The sequence below is a fragment of the Aestuariibaculum lutulentum genome (assembly GCF_032926325.1).
GTDB lineage: Bacteria > Bacteroidota > Bacteroidia > Flavobacteriales > Flavobacteriaceae > Aestuariibaculum > Aestuariibaculum lutulentum.
Window position 1 is genome coordinate 2,279,835 of record NZ_CP136709.1, and the last position, 19,702, is coordinate 2,299,536.

The 19,702-nt window shown below is 35.1% G+C and carries 17 protein-coding genes; 8 read left to right on the top strand and 9 right to left on the bottom strand.

The window, feature by feature from the left end:
- Nucleotides 1–5: 5 nt before the first annotated feature.
- Nucleotides 6–731: a bifunctional demethylmenaquinone methyltransferase/2-methoxy-6-polyprenyl-1,4-benzoquinol methylase UbiE gene (gene ubiE, locus R1X58_RS09660; protein ID WP_240574708.1), complete on the bottom strand. Its 726-nt coding sequence runs from the start codon at nucleotides 729–731 to the stop codon at nucleotides 6–8.
- A gap of 261 nt (nucleotides 732–992) precedes the next feature.
- Between ubiE and trkA the strand changes: the two genes are divergently transcribed.
- Both trkA and R1X58_RS09670 read left to right on the top strand, forming a co-directional pair.
- Nucleotides 993–2,342 (top strand): Trk system potassium transporter TrkA, encoded by a 1,350-nt coding sequence (gene trkA / locus R1X58_RS09665; protein ID WP_240574709.1) that lies wholly within the window; start codon nucleotides 993–995, stop codon nucleotides 2,340–2,342.
- Between the two features lie 20 nt (nucleotides 2,343–2,362).
- Nucleotides 2,363–3,859: a TrkH family potassium uptake protein gene (locus tag R1X58_RS09670; RefSeq protein WP_240574940.1), complete on the top strand. Its 1,497-nt coding sequence runs from the start codon at nucleotides 2,363–2,365 to the stop codon at nucleotides 3,857–3,859.
- 12 nt (nucleotides 3,860–3,871) lie between these two features.
- Here R1X58_RS09670 and R1X58_RS09675 read toward each other — a convergent pair whose 3' ends face one another.
- The gene (locus R1X58_RS09675; protein WP_240574710.1) at nucleotides 3,872–6,508 is read right to left on the bottom strand and encodes a T9SS type B sorting domain-containing protein; all 2,637 of its coding nucleotides are present in this window, start codon (nucleotides 6,506–6,508) and stop codon (nucleotides 3,872–3,874) included.
- A 259-nt stretch (nucleotides 6,509–6,767) separates the two neighbouring features.
- Here R1X58_RS09675 and R1X58_RS09680 point away from each other — a divergent pair, with 259 nt between their 5' ends.
- The 3 genes from R1X58_RS09680 to R1X58_RS09690 all read left to right on the top strand — a co-directional run bounded on the left by R1X58_RS09680 (nucleotide 6,768) and on the right by R1X58_RS09690 (nucleotide 9,793).
- Nucleotides 6,768–7,937 carry an imelysin family protein gene (locus R1X58_RS09680; protein WP_240574711.1) on the top strand — a complete coding sequence of 390 codons (1,170 nt, stop codon included), beginning with the start codon at nucleotides 6,768–6,770 and terminating at the stop codon, nucleotides 7,935–7,937.
- A gap of 95 nt (nucleotides 7,938–8,032) precedes the next feature.
- Nucleotides 8,033–9,352 (top strand): di-heme oxidoreductase family protein, encoded by a 1,320-nt coding sequence (locus R1X58_RS09685; RefSeq protein ID WP_240574712.1) that lies wholly within the window; start codon nucleotides 8,033–8,035, stop codon nucleotides 9,350–9,352.
- Between the two features lie 174 nt (nucleotides 9,353–9,526).
- On the top strand, nucleotides 9,527–9,793 hold the full coding sequence (locus R1X58_RS09690; RefSeq protein WP_240574713.1) for a hypothetical protein: 267 nt from the start codon (nucleotides 9,527–9,529) through the stop codon (nucleotides 9,791–9,793).
- A gap of 51 nt (nucleotides 9,794–9,844) precedes the next feature.
- Here R1X58_RS09690 and R1X58_RS09695 read toward each other — a convergent pair whose 3' ends face one another.
- Nucleotides 9,845–11,029, bottom strand: a complete 1,185-nt coding sequence (locus R1X58_RS09695) for a pyridoxal phosphate-dependent aminotransferase (RefSeq protein ID WP_240574714.1) — start codon at nucleotides 11,027–11,029, stop codon at nucleotides 9,845–9,847.
- 18 nt (nucleotides 11,030–11,047) lie between these two features.
- The gene (locus tag R1X58_RS09700; protein ID WP_240574715.1) at nucleotides 11,048–12,148 is read right to left on the bottom strand and encodes a fatty acid desaturase family protein; all 1,101 of its coding nucleotides are present in this window, start codon (nucleotides 12,146–12,148) and stop codon (nucleotides 11,048–11,050) included.
- A 143-nt stretch (nucleotides 12,149–12,291) separates the two neighbouring features.
- Here R1X58_RS09700 and rsmG point away from each other — a divergent pair, with 143 nt between their 5' ends.
- A complete protein-coding gene (gene rsmG, locus R1X58_RS09705) occupies nucleotides 12,292–12,921 on the top strand; it encodes a 16S rRNA (guanine(527)-N(7))-methyltransferase RsmG (protein WP_240574716.1) in 630 nt (209 codons plus the stop codon).
- 1 nt (nucleotide 12,922) lies between these two features.
- Here rsmG and R1X58_RS09710 read toward each other — a convergent pair whose 3' ends face one another.
- A complete protein-coding gene (locus tag R1X58_RS09710) occupies nucleotides 12,923–13,882 on the bottom strand; it encodes a tetratricopeptide repeat protein (protein ID WP_240574717.1) in 960 nt (319 codons plus the stop codon).
- Nucleotides 13,883–14,013: 131 nt separating this feature from the next.
- A complete protein-coding gene (pruA, locus tag R1X58_RS09715) occupies nucleotides 14,014–15,642 on the bottom strand; it encodes an L-glutamate gamma-semialdehyde dehydrogenase (RefSeq protein WP_240574718.1) in 1,629 nt (542 codons plus the stop codon).
- Nucleotides 15,643–15,787: 145 nt separating this feature from the next.
- Here pruA and R1X58_RS09720 point away from each other — a divergent pair, with 145 nt between their 5' ends.
- Both R1X58_RS09720 and R1X58_RS09725 read left to right on the top strand, forming a co-directional pair.
- On the top strand, nucleotides 15,788–16,516 hold the full coding sequence (locus R1X58_RS09720) for an NRDE family protein (RefSeq protein WP_240574720.1): 729 nt from the start codon (nucleotides 15,788–15,790) through the stop codon (nucleotides 16,514–16,516).
- Complete coding sequence (locus R1X58_RS09725; protein WP_240574721.1) at nucleotides 16,509–17,507, top strand: DUF6695 family protein; 999 nt, start codon at nucleotides 16,509–16,511, stop codon at nucleotides 17,505–17,507. The genes R1X58_RS09720 and R1X58_RS09725 overlap by 8 nt, the downstream gene beginning before the upstream one ends.
- Here R1X58_RS09725 and R1X58_RS09730 read toward each other — a convergent pair.
- From R1X58_RS09730 to R1X58_RS09740, 3 genes are all read right to left on the bottom strand, one after another.
- The gene (locus R1X58_RS09730) at nucleotides 17,502–17,747 is read right to left on the bottom strand and encodes a hypothetical protein (RefSeq protein ID WP_240574726.1); all 246 of its coding nucleotides are present in this window, start codon (nucleotides 17,745–17,747) and stop codon (nucleotides 17,502–17,504) included. The two genes, R1X58_RS09725 and R1X58_RS09730, sit on opposite strands and share 6 nt — an antisense overlap.
- A 198-nt stretch (nucleotides 17,748–17,945) precedes the next feature.
- Entirely contained in the window at nucleotides 17,946–18,332 is a 387-nt protein-coding gene (gene apaG, locus R1X58_RS09735; protein WP_240574727.1) for a Co2+/Mg2+ efflux protein ApaG, read from the bottom strand.
- Between the two features lie 104 nt (nucleotides 18,333–18,436).
- Nucleotides 18,437–19,687 carry a type IX secretion system plug protein gene (locus R1X58_RS09740; protein ID WP_240574728.1) on the bottom strand — a complete coding sequence of 417 codons (1,251 nt, stop codon included), beginning with the start codon at nucleotides 19,685–19,687 and terminating at the stop codon, nucleotides 18,437–18,439.
- Nucleotides 19,688–19,702: the final 15 nt, after the last annotated feature.

Genomic DNA, 19,702 nt, shown 5'->3' on the forward strand with positions numbered 1-19,702 from the left:
ATGTTTTACTTTGATGATTTATAAATGGTAGCTACCCCAAATGTTTGCGGATAATCTTCAACATTAATAAACCCAACTTTGCGTAAAATATTGTTTAAAGCTTCACCATAAGGAAAAGCAGAAGCCGATTCGCTTAAATATTTGTAAGCACTGCGGTCTTTTGAAAATATTTTACCAATAAGCGGTAAGATGTTTTTTGAGTAGAAATTATAACCTTGTTTATAAGGTGTTTTTGTTGGAATAGAGGTCTCAAGAATTACGAAAGTACCTCCAGGTTTTAATACACGTAAAATTTCTTTTAAACCGTTTTCAAGAGTTTCAAAATTTCTAACCCCAAATGATACAGTAATGGCATCAAACGTATTGTCTTCAAAAGGCATTTTTTCACTATCGCCAAGAATCATTTCAATTCTGTTGTCTAGACCTTTTTTCTTTACTTTTTCTTTACCAATTTCCAGCATGCCACTGCTTATGTCTAAACCAACAATTTTGGATGCATTAGTTTCAGCTAAATTAATGGCTAAATCTCCTGTTCCTGTAGCGATGTCTAAAATAGTATCAGGGTTATTTTCTTTTACTATTTTAACAACTTTGTTACGCCATTTTATATCTATTCCAAAGGAAATAACACGATTTAAGCCATCGTAATCACCAGAAATGGTGTCGAACATTTGAGTTACCTGCTCTTTTTTTCCTAAATCGCTATTCTTGTATGGTTTAATTTTTGACAATGCTTTAAATTTTTGACAAACCTACATAATTTATTCCGAGTATAAAATATGTAATAAAGTCTAAATGCGTTAAAAGGGCAAATTTACAATTAGTGGGAAATTGAAATGAAAATGGACTTTTAATTTAACAATTGTAAATTATTCTATCTTTGTACTACTTTTTACAAAAACGGTTAATGAAACATTCTATAATTAAGATTAATAGCGAAGTTATTTCTTTAATGAATGTATCATGTATTCTTTAAAAATGAAAATTAGCAGATGAAAATAATAATTGCTGGTGCTGGAGAAGTTGGATTTCATTTAGCAAAATTATTATCCTACGAATCACAGGAAATTACTTTAATCGATCCGGATAAAGAACGTATAGCCTACGCCGATGCCCATTTAGATATTCGAGTGGTTCGCGGTGATGCAACTTCTATAACAATACTAAAGGAAGCTCGCGTGGCGATTTGCGATTTGTTTATAGCAGTAACATCCAGCGAAACCACAAATATTACAGTAAGTGCGCTGGCAAAACAGTTAGGGGCCAAGCAAACTATTGCTAGAATTTCCAATACAGAGTTTATTCATCATAAAGAGGAGTTAGGTTTTGACCGTTTTGGAGTGGATGAGTTAATTTCTCCGGAAGCTTTAGCAGCGGCAGAGATAGAACTATCTTTAAAGCAATCCTCATTTAATGATACTTATGAGTTTGAAGGAGGAGCTTTAACTATGGTGGGGTTAACCTTGTCAAGGTCGGCATCATTTGTTGGAAAAACAGTAAAGGAAGCTGCTGAAATTTTCCCAGAGTTACATTTTGTGCCAATCGCTATTCAGCGTTTTGGTACGCAGTTTACCATTATTCCTCGTGGTGATACTAAATTTGAGCGAGGAGATAATGTGGTGTTTATTACATCGGAAGGTGGTGCTGAAGAACTATGCCGATTAACCGGAAAGGTAAATCGAGAAATTAAGGATGTTATGATTCTTGGCGGTAGTCAAATAGGTTACAAAGCAGCAAGAGATCTTTGTAAAAAGAAATTCAACCTAAAGCTTGTTGAACAGAATAAGGAGCATGCCTTTTATATTGCAGATTTGTTACCTGATGTACTTGTGGTACATGGAGATGGTAGAAATGTGGATTTGTTAGATGAAGAGAATATCAGTGATATGGATGCTTATATTGCCGTTACTGAAAATTCTGAAACGAACATCATGTCTTGTCTGGTAGCCAAATCTAAAGGAGTTAAAAAGACCATTGCTTTGGTTGAGAATATGGACTATTTTGAGTTGTCTCAGTCGGTTGGTATCGATACGCTTATTAATAAAAAGTTATTGGCAGCTAATAATATTTTCAGATATATAAGAAAAGGGGAAGTGGTTGCGATGACTAAACTTAGTAACCTAAATGCTGAGTTGTTAGAGTTTGAGGTGAAGGCGACATCTGCTGTGTGTAATAAGGTTATTAGAAGTATTGATTTTCCACGTTCAGCCATTATAGGTGGTGTTATTCGAGATGGCGTTGGTATGATAGCTTTAGGAAACTTTAAAATTCAGGAAGGTGATAGAGTGGTAGTTTGTTGTCTTTTACAATCTATTAAACGTGTAGAAAAGCTGTTCCTTTAATCAACTTCAAAAAATATTCAATTTTGAAACTTAATTATAAAATCATTTTTCACTTTTTAGGCTTACTTCTTTTGTTTAATGGAGGCTTTATGTTGCTGTCGGCTTTGGTGAGTTTAATTTGTGAAGATGGGGTTACTTTTAAAATTTTTACAGCAGGTATTTTAACACTTTTGATTGGTGTAATAGCTATGTTTTTTACGCGTCATCATACCAAAGAAATGAATAAACGCGAAGGGTATATTGTTGTTGCTTTTGGATGGATTATCATGTCTTTATCAGGGACTTTGCCTTATGTGATAACTGAAAGTATACCTAGTTTTACGAATGCGTTTTTTGAAACCATGTCTGGGTATACCACTACCGGAGCATCGATCTTAAACGATATTGAAGCGGTTCCAAAAGGTGTGTTGTTCTGGAGAAGTACCACGCATTGGATAGGAGGTATGGGAATTATTGTTTTAGCGATTGCTATTTTACCTTTGTTAGGTATCGGGGGTATGCAGTTATTTGCTGCTGAAGCGCCAGGACCTAGTGCCGATAAATTACATCCCAGAATTACAGACACAGCAAAACGTTTATGGTTGATTTATTTTGGTTACACAGTTGCCGAAACCGTGTTTCTTAAACTGGCAGGAATGTCATTTTTCGATGCCATAAATCACTCAATGGCTACAGTATCTACAGGTGGCTTTTCAACAAAAAATGCCAGTTTAGCCTATTGGAACGATCAGCCAATTATTCAATATATTGTTATCCTTTTTATGTTTTTGGCAGGGGCTAACTTTGTCCTCAGTTATTTTGCTTTTAAAGGAAAAGTTCAGAAAGTTATTAAAGACGAAGAGTTTAAGCTTTACTTCAGGTTTATACTTGTGTTTTCTGTTATTGCCGCAGTTATTATCTATTTTAAAGCCGATCATTCTGTATCAACTATTCATCATCCCATGGTCTGGGGGCGTGGTGAAAGTGCATTCAGGCATGCTTTATTTCAGGTGTTAACAGTGATTACTACCACAGGATTTATTTCTGCCGATTATACTTTATGGACGCCATTTTTAGTGGTGTTCTTTTTCGGATTGATGTTTTTGGGAGGTTCTGCTGGAAGTACCTCAGGAGGTGTGAAAGTAGTCCGTCACTTAATACTAATTAAGAACGGATTTCTAGAATTTAAGCGTGTACTTCACCCGAATGCGATTTTGCCGGTACGCTATAATACAAAAGCTATTTCGGGAGATATCGTATTTAATATTCTGGCCTTTTTTATTTTATACATGTTATCTTTTATTGTTGGCGCTTTAGTATTCTCCATGTTTGGTATCGATTATACGTCTTCCGTAGGGTTGTCAGCATCAAGTCTAGGAAATATTGGTCCGGCATTAGGTAGTTTTGGTCCTGTAAATAATTATGCAGCACTTCCTCCGTTGGCGCAATGGTGGTCTTCCTTTTTAATGCTTATCGGGCGTTTAGAGTTATTTACGGTTCTTATCTTATTTACCCCATTTTTCTGGAGAAACAGGTAGATTAAATGATTATTATCGTTTAAGGCTAAAATGGCCCGTTTTTATGAAAGTTTCATTATTGTGATCTGTTAAGATGGCTTTAAACCAGTAATCATTTGATGTTAGAGGAGTTCCATTAAAGGTACCATCCCATCCAATAAGGTTTTTGTCAATATTCATAGAATATAGGAATTTACCATACCTGTCATAAATATCAATATTAGCAGAGATGTAAAAATCTGAATCTACACCTTCAATTTTCCAAAAATCATTAACTCCATCATTGTTTGGAGTGAAATATTTAGGGAATCCTATGAAGGAAACTTTTTGATAAGCAGGAAATTCACAATTGTTAATGTCTTTTATTTGCACTGTATAAATTCCGGCTTCAACATTTGTAAAGAGATATTCGTTACCGTTTCCAAAATAATGGATGCCATCAATAGAAAATTCATAATTGCTTTGACCTTCTACCGAGATTGAAATTTGGTAATTTTCAGCATTAATAGATTTGATTTCTATCTGGTTAGCTTTATTGATACTAAAGTATTCAGTTTTTGAACAAGTTATAGCGTTTTCTGTTTTATAAACAGTTAAGGAGTAATCTCCGGGGGTGTTTAAATTAATTTTTTGATTGGATGAAATAATATTTCCTTCGTTATTTTTCCATTCCCATATGTCGTTGCTTTTTCCTCCATCTAAATTGAATATAATATCTTCATCAGAAGAACAAATAGTATAATTTTTTTCTAAATTGGTTTCAATAGGCGAGTTTACAATAGCATTAAAGGAACCAATTCCAGCGCAGGAATTATCAGGTGTTTCAATTCTAACCCAAAGTGTAGAAGTCTGTGTTTTATGGGTGTAGCCTAGTGAATTTGTTTTGGTTTGGGCATCTTCTAAAGTCGGATAAAAGATAAGTGTCGATGTTTCAGGAATAGTCAATTGATTTCTGATTTTATCTTCCTTCTCATTTAAGTCGAATAGGCCTATACTATTATTAAAAATACCGTCAGCATCTTCACAACTGTATATTTCTTCAATATAAGGTAAATTGTTAAATGTAGTTTCTAAATAAAAGTTACTTATGGTGTAGCAACCTTCTAATGTTGTTATTTTAACAAACAATTCTTCGGGGTTACTGCGATTTGTATAGTTTTCGATATTTTTAATTCTATTCATGTCATTTTGGGCATCTTCATTAGAATAGTAAAAGCTTAGTTCAAAAGTTTTTCTATAGTTACTTATTTTATCTCTTATGTTATTTAAGTTGAAGATTGCAATGGCATCATTATCAGTATCACATTGGGTTAGTACTTCGTTATTTTCTATTTTAGGATTTTCGTAAACCTGAATATCTTTATAGATTTCAAAAGGCTCATTATTAAAAAATATTGTCGCCTTTACAATATAATTACCATCGTTTGTATAGGTGTAGGCTGGTGAGCGTTCAGAAGAGGTGTTACCATCTCCAAATTCCCAAAGAATAGAGTCTATTGGCATATAGGAGTCTGTGGTAAAAGTGAATGGAATACCAGCACATTGATTTTCTGTTATAATACGGTTTCTAAAAAAAGAAGAAACAAAAAGAGGTAGTCCTTTTAAAGAAGCACCTGTTTCTAAATTAATACTAAAAGCGGAAAAACCAGAATCATCCTCGTTTTTAGGAGTGTTTATTACGTTGATATTTTTAACAATGTCAGGAGGGGTAGTAGGTAAATAATTAGCAACATAAATCTTTCCGTTCTTAGCTAATTGTAGATCTCCATAACTGTACTCAGTGGTGGTTGATACCAGTTTTTTTGAATTAAAAATGCTAGGTTCGTATAGAAGAAATTTATAAAGAAAGCTTCTGTTGTAAGCATTATTTCCTGTAAAATATAGGATTTTCGAATCTTGAGAAAATTCAACCCCATAGGGATTTAAAGGATCCATTAAAAGGTTAGGGTTAATTGTATTGTAATATTTTACTTCTGAGGTGGTAATGTCAAAATTATATAAATAAATGAAGTTGCCATCGAAATCAGCTAAAGCTATAATTTTTCCATCGGGAGAGATTTTCATAGCTCCTGCTGAAGAAACTATTGTTCTTTCTTGTGTTTTTACAGGCGTTTTATTTACGCCGTTTGAAGTTACTGTGAAGATAAAAAAGGTGTCTTTCGGTGCATTGTTTTGAGTAGATTCACTACCAAATGTAATAACTTTTATTGTATTGGTTATAGCATCATGAATTGCTGTTATTCTTTGAGTTATAGTTGTTGTTAATCTGGAATTTTTTGATGTTATTTCTCCCAGAGGGTTTTGAACTGTAAATTTTACAGTAGAGAAGAATAATCCGGAAGTAACCAAAGGTGTGCTCGTAGGATTTTCTCGTGTTGTGAATATATAATAGGTATTTGGATCTGATGGTTTAGGGACAATTATGGTTGATTGAGTGTTGTTGATGTCTCCTGCTAAGTTAATGCCATTACTCATGATCTCATGGTTTTTATTCCATACCGTTTGCCCGTTGGTGTAAAATAGTAATTCACCATTTTTATTTGAAATACTAGAGCATCCGGCAGGGGTAGTCATAGCACCATCATTTAAGACTAAGTGTTTGATATTACCAAAGTTTAATCCTGCGTTATCACCAAAGTACCAATTGTCTGTTTCATTTTGTGAAATCATAAGAGAGCAATAAAACAGAGATATAAAGAAAATGATATTTTTAGAGGGGAACATAATGAGACTTAGAGAGTAGATTTAACTCTCGTAATTTACTTTATATTATTGTATTAGGGTAATTTCGTAAGGGTTTTAACACTATTTTGCTTATGAAAGTTGATTTTTTAATGAATACAGAGAAAGTATTTTAATTTAGTATTTTTATTTAGATTAAATATAAATTATATATTTGTGGATCTAATTTACTATATAATCTATCTAAATGAAAAAATTAACACTAACCAAATTTGCATTAGCCCTCGGTATTATGGGGGTGGTGTCATGTAACGAAGATAACGATGATAAGTTGTCGATTTCTAAAAGTGCAGTAATAGAAAATTACGCTGAAATTGTTTATCAGAATTATTTAGACTCATATAATGATGCTGTAAACTTAGAAACAGTTGTAAATGTATTTGTTTCACAACCTACTGAAGCAAACTTCGAAAATGCAAAATCGGCTTGGAAACAAGCTCGTGAAAGTTATGGAACGACAGAAGCTTTCCGATTTGTAGATGGACCAATCGATGATGAAAACGGACCGGAAGCCTTAATTAATGCCTGGCCGTTAGATGAGAACTTTATCGATTATGTTGAAGGTGTTTCAGATTCTGGAATCATTAACGATTTAGTTAATTATCCAAGCATAACTAAACAATTATTAATTGATTTAAATGAAGATGGAGGGGAGAAGAACATTAGTGTTGGATTCCATGCTATCGAATTTTTATTGTGGGGTCAGGATTTAACTGCGCCTTCAGAAGAATTGGCGGGTTTAAGACCATATACAGATTTTGTTGATGGCGGAACAGCTGATAACCAGGGTAGAAGACGCGATTATTTGTCAATTTGTGCAGGACTATTAACAGAAAACCTTCAGTATTTAGTCGATGCTTGGGCACCAGGAGCTGCTTACCGTACTTATTTTACACAAGAGTTGTCGGAAGATGAAGCCCTTAAGAAAATGTTTAATGGAGCAGCTATCCTTGTGTATTCAGAGTTAGCAATCGAGCGTGTTAATGTGGCGTTGTTTAACCAGGATCAGGAAGATGAGCATTCTTGTTTTAGTGATAATACCCACAGAGATGTACGTTTAAATCTTCAGGCGTCTATCAATGTTTATAAAGGAACTTATGGAAATATTTCAGGACCGTCCATAGCAGATTTAGTTGCTGAGGTTAATCCGGAATTAGCTTTAGAAATTCAAGGTGTAATTACAGACGTTGTTGTTAAAACTGATGCCACTTTAATTCCATTCGATTTAGCAATTGCAGAAGGACCGGAATCAATTGAGGGAGCAAAAGTAACAGCAGCTAAAACAGCAATGCAGTTGTTTGGTTCAGAGCTAAGTTATGCTGCGAACAGCTTGGGAATTACATTAAACGAACTTTAAGAAGAATTAATTTTATGCTTTATAAAGCATTAATTATACTAACCGCATTCATCGTTTTTTACAGTTGCAGTAAAAATGATGAAAGCGGTTATGTTATGAAGCCTGAGGAAGGAGAATACCTTTCGGGAGGTAAGAATGGAACGATTGTAAATAATTCAGAAGAAGCCTTTGGTTTTTTTTCCAGAGGATTAACCTCAGATCAGGAAACCGATTTCGGAATAGGAAATTCATTTTTCAGACAAAGTTGGATTACCGCACCGGCAACAGCAACAGCGAGAGATGGTCTAGGACCATTTTTTAATGCTATTTCTTGTGCAAGTTGTCATTTTAAGGATGGTAGAGGACGCGCGCCAGAATATGATGGTGAATTAGGAACCGGTTTATTGTTGCGTTTAAGTACGTCTCAACAAGATGTTCACGGGGCATATTTACCAGACCCTGTTTATGGTGGGCAATTACAGGATGTGGCTATTAACGGCGTAGATGCTGAGGCAGCTTATACAATTTCCTATGAATATATTACCGAGATGTATCCCGATGGTAGCTCGGCGGAATTAAGAAAACCAACCTACAATATTCAAGGTTATAATTACGGAGATATGACTTCAGATTTGCACGTGTCCCCTCGTGTAGCAAACCAAATGATAGGCATGGGATTGCTCGAAGCATTATCAGAATCCACCATATTGGCTGCGGAAGATATTACCGATGCTGATGCTGATGGTATTTCTGGAAAGGCAAATTATGTTTTCGATAGAACGTCGAATACTATAAAATTGGGACGCTTCGGATGGAAAGCGAATCAACCGACCGTTCGTCAGCAGGTCGCTGGAGCTTTTTCGGGTGATATTGGATTAACGAGCTCTATTTTTCCAAAGGAAACGTTTCCTTCAGGTTTCGATGGTTCAACTATTATAAGTGGAGGAGAACCAGAAGTGCCAGACACAGTTTTAGATCGAGTAGTGCTGTATTCAAGTACTTTGGCTGTTCCGGCCCGCAGAGATTATGACACCGATGAAGTGTTAAAGGGGAAGCAGATATTTAATAACATAGCCTGTGCTAAATGCCATACACCTAAGTTTACTACCAATAATTCTTATTATATAGAAGCCAATCGCAATCAGGAGATTCGTCCATACACCGATTTGTTATTACATGATATGGGAGAAGGTTTAGCTGATCATGCGCCAGACTTTCTTGCCGATGGGAACGAGTGGAGGACACAGCCGCTTTGGGGAATTGGACTGATTTCTGTGGTAAACGGACATACCTATTTACTTCATGACGGAAGAGCAAGAAATATTGAAGAAGCTATTTTATGGCATGGAGGCGAGGCTGAAAATGCTAAAAATGAATTTAAGTCCTTGTCGAAAGAAGAAAGAGATCAACTTATTGCATTTGTGCAGTCACTTTAAATTATCTGTCTAAAGTCGTAGAAAAATAATTTCTAAAGGTGTAACAATTGAAAGTGTTTTACTACTTATAGATAAAGCAGCTTTTTAAAAATAAATAATGAAAGCATCGTTTTGTAGCGGTGCTTTTTGATTTTAAGAATTAACTATTTGTTTCACTTTTAAATTTTAGAAATTATGGGAGGCGAAGGCGCTATGATGGCTGCAAACAATTCACTTAAAAATAACAGAAATTTAGTTTCAAAACGCAAAGAAAATAAAGCTTTGGAAGGCAGTTATGCCAATGCGAAAATGAAAACATTTCCAAAAGCTACTGAAGCAGATTTGCTTCGGATACGGGAAAAAGTACAATTGGCGAATAAGAAAGCCAGAATGAAATTATTGGTGGTTTCTTCAGTTGTATTAGCGTTATTAATATTGTTCAGTATTTATTATTTTAAATAAAAAAAAAGCCACTTAAATAGTGGCTTTTCAAATATATAATGCTTCGTGTTTTTAGCTTAAAGCTTCTTTAATACGTCTCATAGCTTCAATAATTTGCTCTTGAGAAGCTGCGTAAGAAATACGTAAACAGTTTGGGTTACCAAAAGCAGCACCATCAACTGTTGCAACTAAAGCTTCTTCTAAGAAAAACATAGAAAGATCTGAAGCGTTGTTGATTGTTTTTCCTTTAAATGTTTTTCCGTAGAACGCAGAAACGTTAGGGAATACATAAAAAGCACCTTGTGGCGTGTTGCATTCAAAACCTTCAATATCTTTTAATAATCCTAAGATTAAATCACGACGTACTTTAAACTCGTCGATCATGTATTTAACACGGTCTGGAGATTCGTTAAGGGCAGTTATAGTTGCACGTTGAGCGATACAGTTTGTACCACTTGTCATTTGTCCTTGAATCTTGTTGCATGCACGAGCAATCTTTTCAGGAGCTCCAATGTAACCAATACGCCATCCGGTCATAGCAAATGCTTTCGATACACCGTTTACTGTAATGGTACGATCGTACATATCTTCAAACTGAGCCATAGACGCATGACCACCAACATAGTTGATGTGCTCGTAAATCTCATCAGAAACTACATAAATGTTAGGGTATTTTACCAATACATCTGCTAAACCTCTTAATTCTTCAGCGCTGTAAATAGATCCACTAGGGTTACAAGGAGAGCTAAACCAAATCATTTTTGTTTTTGGAGTAATAGCAGCCTCTAATTGTTCAGGTGTCATTTTAAAATCTGTATCAATAGAAGTTTCTACTTCAACAGGTACACCATCGTATAATTTTACGATATCTGCATAACTAACCCAATAAGGACAAGGAACAATAACTTCATCACCAGGATTTGTTAAAACAGCAGCAACGTTAGCTAAAGATTGTTTAGCACCTGTTGAAACTACAATTTGAGCTGGTGTGTATGTTAAGTTATTATCGCGTTTAAACTTCGTAATGATAGCGTCTTTCAAATCAGCATAACCATCTACAGGAGAATACGAATTGTAGTTGTCGTTAATAGCTTGAATCGCGGCATCTTTAATAAAGTCTGGTGTATTAAAGTCTGGTTCACCCAAACTTAAACCAATAATATCTTTGCCTTCATTTCTTAGTTCTCTTGCTTTTGCAGCCATGGCTAATGTCGCAGACGTTGCCATATTTAGAACTCTATCGGATAGTAGTTGCATTTAATTAATTAATAATAGTTAGACTTGTAAAGCCGGTTTCATCCCCATTTCTTTTAAATGCTTGAAATGTGCTATGATAGCCTTACGTGTGGTTTTATATTCGTTATAAGGTAAGTTAAACTCTTTCGCAGTTTCTTTCACGATTTTTCCGATTTTGTCATAATGAATATGGCTAATATGTGGGAAAATGTGATGCTCAATCTGGTGGTTTAATCCTCCGGTAAACCAGTTAATGATTTTGCTTTTAGCTCCAAAATTAACTGTTGTTTTTAACTGGTGAATCGCCCATGTATTTTTCATAGTACCGTCTTTTTCCGGTAGTGGCATTTCAGCTTCTTCCATAACGTGTGCTAACTGGAAAACAACACTTAAAATTAATCCGGCGGTGTAGTGCATCACGAAGAATCCGATTAAAATTTTCCACCAGGCAATATCTAAAACAAGCATTGGAAGAACAATCCAGATGGAGATATAGATAACTTTAGAGATCACTAACTTACTCCAGTTCCAAACCGGATTTGGGAATTTTCCGTAAGACAACTTACGCTTCATGTAGCGTTGCATTTGTTGCCAGTCCGTAGTAATAGCCCAATTTATGGTCAATAAACCGTAAAGTAAAACGGAGTAGTAATGTTGAAATCTGTGGTGCCAACGCCATTCAGAGTGCTCTGTAAAACGTAAAATACGTCCGGCTTCTAAATCTTCATCGTGACCGTGAATGTTGGTATAGGTGTGGTGAAGTACATTGTGTTGTACCTGCCAGTTATACACATTCCCGGCAAGGATATAAATACTACTTCCCATAAGGCGGTTAACCCATTCCTTATTAGAAAAAGCACCGTGGTTACCATCGTGCATAACGTTCATGCCGACACCGGCCATACCAATTCCCATAACAATAGTTAATAGTAATTGAGCCCAACCTGGGATGTTTAATGTTAGTAATAAAAAGTAAGGCGTTAAAAATATTGAAAACATAACAATAGTTTTAACCCAAAGTTTCCAATTCCCCGTACGTTTTACATCATTTTCTTTAAAGTATTCATTTACACGTTTGTTAAGTGTTCTGAAAAACTTTGCAGAATCTGTTCTTGAAAAGGAAAGCGTTTGTTTTGACATTCTTTAAAATTTAATATGATTACTTATGAAAAATTTGCCTATCATACCTGGCGCAAAGATAGGTATAAACAGACTGAACTTATAACGTTTTTTTATAAAAATATGTGTTTAAAAAGTATATTTTTGTTGAAAATTTAACACGAATGGAACTTATACTTAAATACTTCCCAAACCTGACAGAAGATCAAATTAATAAATTTAAATTACTGGAAACCTTGTACCAGGATTGGAATTTAAAAATCAATGTGGTGTCGAGAAAAGACATTGATGAGCTGTACTTACGTCACGTTTTACATTCTTTAGGAATTGCCAAAGTAATGCAGTTTAAAGATGGAAGTAAAATTATGGATGTTGGTACTGGTGGTGGTTTTCCAGGGGTTCCATTAGCTATTTTATATCCGGAGTGTTCGTTTCATTTGGTAGATAGTATAGCTAAAAAGCTAAAAGTAGTAAATGAGGTTGTTGAAGGGTTAGGTTTAACCAATGTAAAAACAACGCATACTCGTGTTGAAGAAATTGATGATACTTACGATTTTATTGTAAGTCGTGCTGTTGCCGCTATGCCAACTTTTGTGCATTGGGTAAAAGGTAAAATAGCTAAAGAACAAAGACACGATTTTAAAAATGGAATCCTGTATTTAAAAGGAGGCGATTTAACCGAAGAACTTCAGGATTATAAAACCGCAACCATTTACGATTTAACCGATTATTACGACGAAGATTTTTTTGAAACTAAAAAGGTAGTACACTTACCTCTTAAATACAAAGGTTAATTTACAGTTTAATTAATTCCTGATACCTTTCTTTAAAATAAAAGAGTTGGTTGGTATACCAATAGGTGTTCTTAAACTTGTCAATACCTTCGATGGTGTTGTCAGGATCTATAATATTGCCGGCTTTTTCAAAGAAAAGTTTCGCGTTGCTTAGGTCGTTCATTTTGTAATTAGCAATGGCGAGACCTAGCATGGCATCAAAATCCAGATTATCATATTTTAATGCGGTATTGTAATCGTCAAAAGCTTTGATATAATCTCCTAAAAATAAATGAGAGGTTGCTCTAAAGAAGTAAGCGTTGGAGTTTGTGTCGTCTCTTTTGATGGCTTTTTCAAAATCACTAAGGGCATCTTTATAATAATTAATGCTAATTAGAAAAACCCCTCGATTATAAAAAGCTGTAGACGATCTTTCAAGGTTAACAGCTAAGGTGTAATTGTTTAATGCATTTCGGTATTGTTTTAGGGCATTATAACTGTCGGCTCGACGATAAATTGCTTTAGTGTCGTTAGGAACAGCTTCATTAACCTTCCAAAATGTTTTCACGGCGTCTTCGTATTCGCCTAAGTCATATTGAGCACAGCCCATACTGTAAAGGGCATCAATAAAATTAGGATCCAATTCAAATGCTTTTTCGAAATCTTGCTTAGCGCCTTCAAAATCATTTAAAGCATATCGGGAATTTCCACGATTGTAGTATGTGTCCGGGTCTGGTTCTAAAACAATAATTTTAGAGTAATCGACTATAGCACCATAGAAATCACCAGTATCATTTTTAGCTAATCCTCTTAAGAAATAAGCATCTAGATTTTTAGGTTCTAAAGCAATAACCTGATCACATAATTCAATACGTTCTTGTAAATTTGTGCTGCGCTCTGCCTGTCGCAAGAGTTTGTTGGCCTGAGCAAAAGTTGTAAAACTGGATATAAGTAAAGCGGTAATGATTAGTTGTTTTTTCATAGCTAATGGTCTTCAAAAAATGTGCCTTTCTTGTTTTTGAAATAGCAATTGAAAGATAAATAAATTTCTACATAAAAAATAAAGCCTATCAAATTTGATAGGCTTTATTTCAATAATCATAATATAGACTTCTATTCTCCTAAAAATGGGTAACGGTAATCCGTTGGAGTTACAAAAGTTTCTTTTATTAATCGAGGAGATACCCAACGTAATAAGTTTTGAGGGCTTCCTGCTTTATCGTTAGTTCCTGAAGCACGTGCACCACCAAATGGTTGCTGACCTACAACGGCACCTGTACATTTGTCATTAATGTAGAAGTTGCCTGCACAGTTTTGTAAAGCTGTGGTTGCTTCGGTAATTGCATATCTGTCTTGAGATATAATAGCACCAGTTAAAGCGTATTCACTTGTTTCGTCAACTAATTTTAACGTTTCAGAGTACTTGTCAGCATCGTAAACGTAAATAGTAATTACAGGACCGAATAACTCAGTTTCCATAGTTACGTATTTAGGATTTGTTGTTACAATTACTGTTGGTTCAACAAAATAGCCTTTGCTCTTATCGTAACCGCCACCAAGAATAATTTCAGCGTCAGCATCCGTTTTAGCTTGCTCGATGTATTTTACTAATTTGTTGAATGATCCTTCGTGAATAACAGCGGTGATGAAGTTACTCATATCTTCCGGAGAACCCATTTTAAATGAGTTTACATCTTCGGTAAGTTGTGCTTTTACATCTTCCCAAAGGTTTGATGGTACATAAGCACGAGAAGCTGCACTACATTTTTGTCCTTGATATTCGAATGCACCACGAACAATAGCAGTAGCTACTTGTTTAGGGTTAGCCGATTTATGCGCCATGATGAAATCTTTACCTCCAGTTTCACCAACAATTCTTGGGTATGTTTTATAGTTGTGAATGTTGTTTCCTATTTGTTTCCAAAGTTCTTTAAAAATAAATGTAGAACCCGTGAAGTGTAATCCAGAAAAATCTGGGTGCGATAATACAGTTTCAGAAATCATTACTGGATCACCGAAAACTACATTAATAACACCTGCAGGAACACCAGCTTCTTCGAAGATGTCCATGATTACTTTAGCAGAGTAAATCTGGCTGTCGCTTGGTTTCCAAACAACAACGTTACCCATTAATGCCATACAAGCAGGTAAGTTTCCAGAAATAGCAGTAAAGTTAAATGGAGTTACAGCGTAAGTGAAACCTTCAAGAGGTCTGTACTCAACACGGTTCCATGCATCGCTTGTGCTTTTTGGTTGTTCGCTGTAGATTTCAGTCATGTACTGTACGTTGAAACGTAAAAAGTCTACAAACTCACAAGCAGCATCAATTTCAGCCTGGAAAATATTTTTAGACTGCGCCATCATAGTCGCAGCATTAATTTTATAACGGTAAGGTCCGGCAACAAGTTCAGCAGCCTTTAAAAAGATAGCAGCACGTTGTTCCCATGGCATTAAAGCCCAAGATTTTCTTGCTTCCAAAGCAGTTGCGATAGCATCATCAACATGCGATTTCTCAGCTAAGTGGTAAGTTCCAACAACATGTTGGTGATCGTGTGGAGGCGACATGGTTCTGGTGTTTCCAGTTTCTATGTTTTGTCCGTTTATATATAAAGGTACATCAACTGTACTGTTATACATGTTTTTGTATTCTGCTAATACAGCATCACGTTCGGGAGTTCCCGGAGCGTAAGACTTTACAGGTTCATTGACTGCAACAGGTACATTAAAGAATCCTTTTCCCATATTACGAGTTTTTAGTTTTGTTTGTTTTTGTTCTTCGCAAATTTACGTTTTTTAAAGGAGTTTATGGGGGAGTGAATTGTCAAAAACCTGTTAAAATTTCACAGATTTTTGTAAGTTGCAATTTGGTTTAAAGACTATAATTTGCATGTGTACAGTTACTTTGGTTCCTAAAGGGAATAACAATTTTATTTTAACTTCTAATCGTGATGAAGCTCCGTCTAGAGTGTCAATTCCTCCTGAGATTTATTCTCAAGAGAACTCAAAATTATTATTTCCAAAAGATGTGATTTCTGGTGGAACCTGGATTGGAGTTAGTGAGCATAACCGGGTGGTTTGTGTCTTGAATGGCGCTTTCGATTTACATGAACGACGAGATGTTTATAGACGAAGCAGAGGCTTAGTTGCGACAGATTTTTTGCTTTTTGAAGAAGATATTGAGCATGAAATAAATACTTATAATTTTGAAGATATAGAGCCGTTTACCATAGTGGTTGCCGACTGGAATAATGGTTTGAAATTCTTTGAGCTTGTTTGGGATGGTGAACTTAAATATTTTAAAGAGTTGCCATTGGAAGAACATATCTGGTCGTCTTCAACCTTGTATACAGGAGAGATGAAGAGGGAACGTATATCTTGGTTTAAAACTTTTAAAGAAAATCATAAACTGACTAAAGAAACTATAATGAAATTTCACAAAAATGCAGGACAAGGTAATTTGGATTATGGGGTTATTATGGATCGCGGATTTGTTAAAACTACAAGTATTACCCAGATAGAAAAGTCGAATCATAAGGTGAGTATGTATTATGAAAATCTTCATAACGACATGATTTCTAATGAAACCTTGAAATTTCCTGAAATCGTTAATGAATAATACTGGAATCATTTTAACACTGGCTTACCCGGAAACCATTGTTATGGTTTCTAAGGAATGGTTTTCGCCGTTTTTAAGATTTTTAGGAATTGGAAAGAAGAATTATTTAAGAGCAGGGCATGCGGCGTTGGTATTAATTAACAAAGCTACTGGGAGTTTAGAGTATCATGATTTCGGACGTTATATAACTCCTGAACCCACAGGGCGTGTGCGTGGAAAGGACACTGATAATGAATTGGATTTTCCTATTAAAGCAGAAATTCAAGGCGACACTATTTTAAATTTAGAGGACATTTTAAAATTTTTAGCAACACATCCTAAGTTGACTCATGGTGATGGAAAACTTGTGGCTTCGGTATGTGCTTTTGTAGATTATAAAAATGCCCGAGCACATATTACCGAAATGCAAAACAAGCATTTTATTCGGTATGCGGCGTTTATAAGAAATGCGTGTAACTGCGCGCGTTTTGTTACTGATGCTTTGATTGCTTCAGTGACAGATAAGAATATTAAACGCAAGTTGGAAACATCGAAGTGGTTTACGCCGAGTACCGTTGGAAATGTATTGTTGGCTAATACGGCATCTCATGTTTTTGAGGTTTCTGAGGCAGGGGATATATGTGTTTTTAGAGGTTCTCAATCCAGTGAAAATATGCGTTGTTTTTTAGATAGGTTGCAAGACCATAAACCTGATTTTGTTGGAACATTACAATCAAAACCTATTGAAGATTTGCATCATAAGTCACAGTGGTTATCTGGTATTGCTGCCGGCGCCTGGTTTGAATTGCATGATTTGGAGGAGGCTTTACATTTTAAATTCAGGCGTATTTCACCTCACGGGAATGTTGATGTTGATGCTGTTTATAGAATTGAGGACGATGGCTTTGAGTATCATGAAACTTATGAATTTATTCACTACTCAAACTGTAAATTTTTTCACATTAAACAAAAGGATAGGGTTTATCGTTTTAACAGAGTAGGGGAATTATAAGTTGTCGTTCCAGGGTTTTATGAAAAAGCCAGAAAGTTTGCCTTGTTTGTTTAAGACTGCTCGAACTTCAACTTCTTTGTTTTTTTCGAAAGCGCCTTTAAACCTATAGATATCAAAAGATTCACCATTTTTAGGATATATTTTTAAAGATTCAAATTTTAAATCTTGGTAATCACCGAACATACTTTTTATCTGAGAGTATGAACTTTTTTGTAAGTCTTCATTAAGACCGTTAATCATGGTTGGTGTGGCCTCTTCTTCTGTTAATTTGTAGTAGTCCCCGTTTTTTTATGCTTCTAAAAGTTTTCTCGATATATTTTCTGCAAATTCAACTCTATTAACTTCAGAAGTTTTGCTTTTGTCGGTTTTTGACTGGCAGCTTGTAGTCATTGAAATTAGAACAAGACATACAAGATGAATGATAGTTTTCATAATTTATTAGTTTATCGCAAAAGGTGCGCTTAGTTTAAATGTAGGGATAGTGACCTTAAAAATGCTGTTGGTTGAGAAATTAAGCATGTTGTAAAAACCTTTCATGGCTCCAAAAGGGGAAGAAAGCAGGCATCCTGAAGAGTAAGTATGTGATTCGCCGGGTTGGATTATCGGAGTCTGACCAATAACACCTTCACCTGTTACAATTTCAACGTTGTTTAAAGCATCAAAAATGTCCCAGTGACGGGAATTTAATTGAACAACATCTTTACTTTGGTTTTCAATAGTAATGGTGTAGCCGAAAGCATACTGTATTTTGTAGTCTCTGTAAAAAGAGCCTTCGTAGGTAGTTTCGACCGAGATTTTAATCCCTCTAGTAACTAATTGAACCATGTTTTCTTTGGGTAAAATGGGTATAGATATACTGCTAAAATAAGAAATATTAGAAGTTATCGGTAAAAATTAACCAAAAGTGTTAAAAAAATGGATGAAAAGACTTAGTTTGATATGTTTACCGAAGATCCTTCACCAATGCCTACAATTTTATCGTAACGGGCACCCAGATCTCTATAATACACGATGACTTTATAATTATTTTCGGTTTGGTAAAAGTTGCCGCTAATTACGCCTTCATCAATAGTGTTGTTAGTGTTAACAACAACGTATTTATAATTGTAAAATCCTTGTTTTAATAGTAGAGACGTGGAAAAGGTATCTCGATCTTCATCGTAAATTAATTGGGTGCTTTCATCTACTACATAGTTGTTGAAGTTGCCATAGATGTGTACATTTTTATTCCTGTAAGTGTCGTCGGCTAACAGGGAAAAATGCACCCAGACATAGTCGGCTTCTATACTCGGGTCTTCGGCATCAATATTGGTGATGACGTAATTTCCATTAATGTCCGGATTGTAAGTGTAAGGTCTGTTGTATCTGGGGATATTAGTAAATAAATAGTTGTGGTATAGTTCTTTTAAATCAATAAATTGCACTCCTGTATTGGCTGCGCGAACATCTTTGTTTTCAAAATACAGGTATTCGTTTCCACCCCAGAAACTGGTTTCGGTATCATACTTGTAAATAAGTTGTTTTCCAACCGTATACAAGGGTTTTAAATCTTTTATAGCTGAGTTTAAGTTGTTGTTTTGTACAATAACAGTTTTTACGGTTTGCATAGGGTTATTAAAAGCAGCGCCATTAGGGGAAATAGTAATATCTACACGTTGTTTCTGGTCTATATACTCAATGTTTCTTGCGCGTTTAAGTGCAACGCCAACCGATGCTTCATCTTCGTAAATCATAAATTTTCTTGAGAAAACCAGTTCGTCGTAACTATTGAAAATTGAAAGCATGTAATTCCCTGAAACCTTTAAACCTTTAGTAAACTGATTAGGGATGGTTAGTTTGTAATGTGAATAAATTTGATAGGTGTTATATGAGTTTTCGTAGTCGCGAATACGCTGATTATCAAAACCGTCTAAATATTCCGATTTGAATAAAACGGAAGGTGTCCAGTCGTGATTAAAATGTTCAATTTTATAGTAGTAATCATCCTCATTTCCGTTTAAGGCGTCGAACTCTAAAACCACATATTCACCAAGCTTTAAAATGGGTAATTGCGTTTCGGGCGTATTTCCTTTAAAATTTATGGTTTTTATATAGTCAGGTGGTGTAACTTCTTCAACTTGGGCAAAGCTTAAGAAAGAGAAAAAGAAAAAATAAAAAAAGAGATGTGTGTTAATTTTCATCTAATTACGAATAAT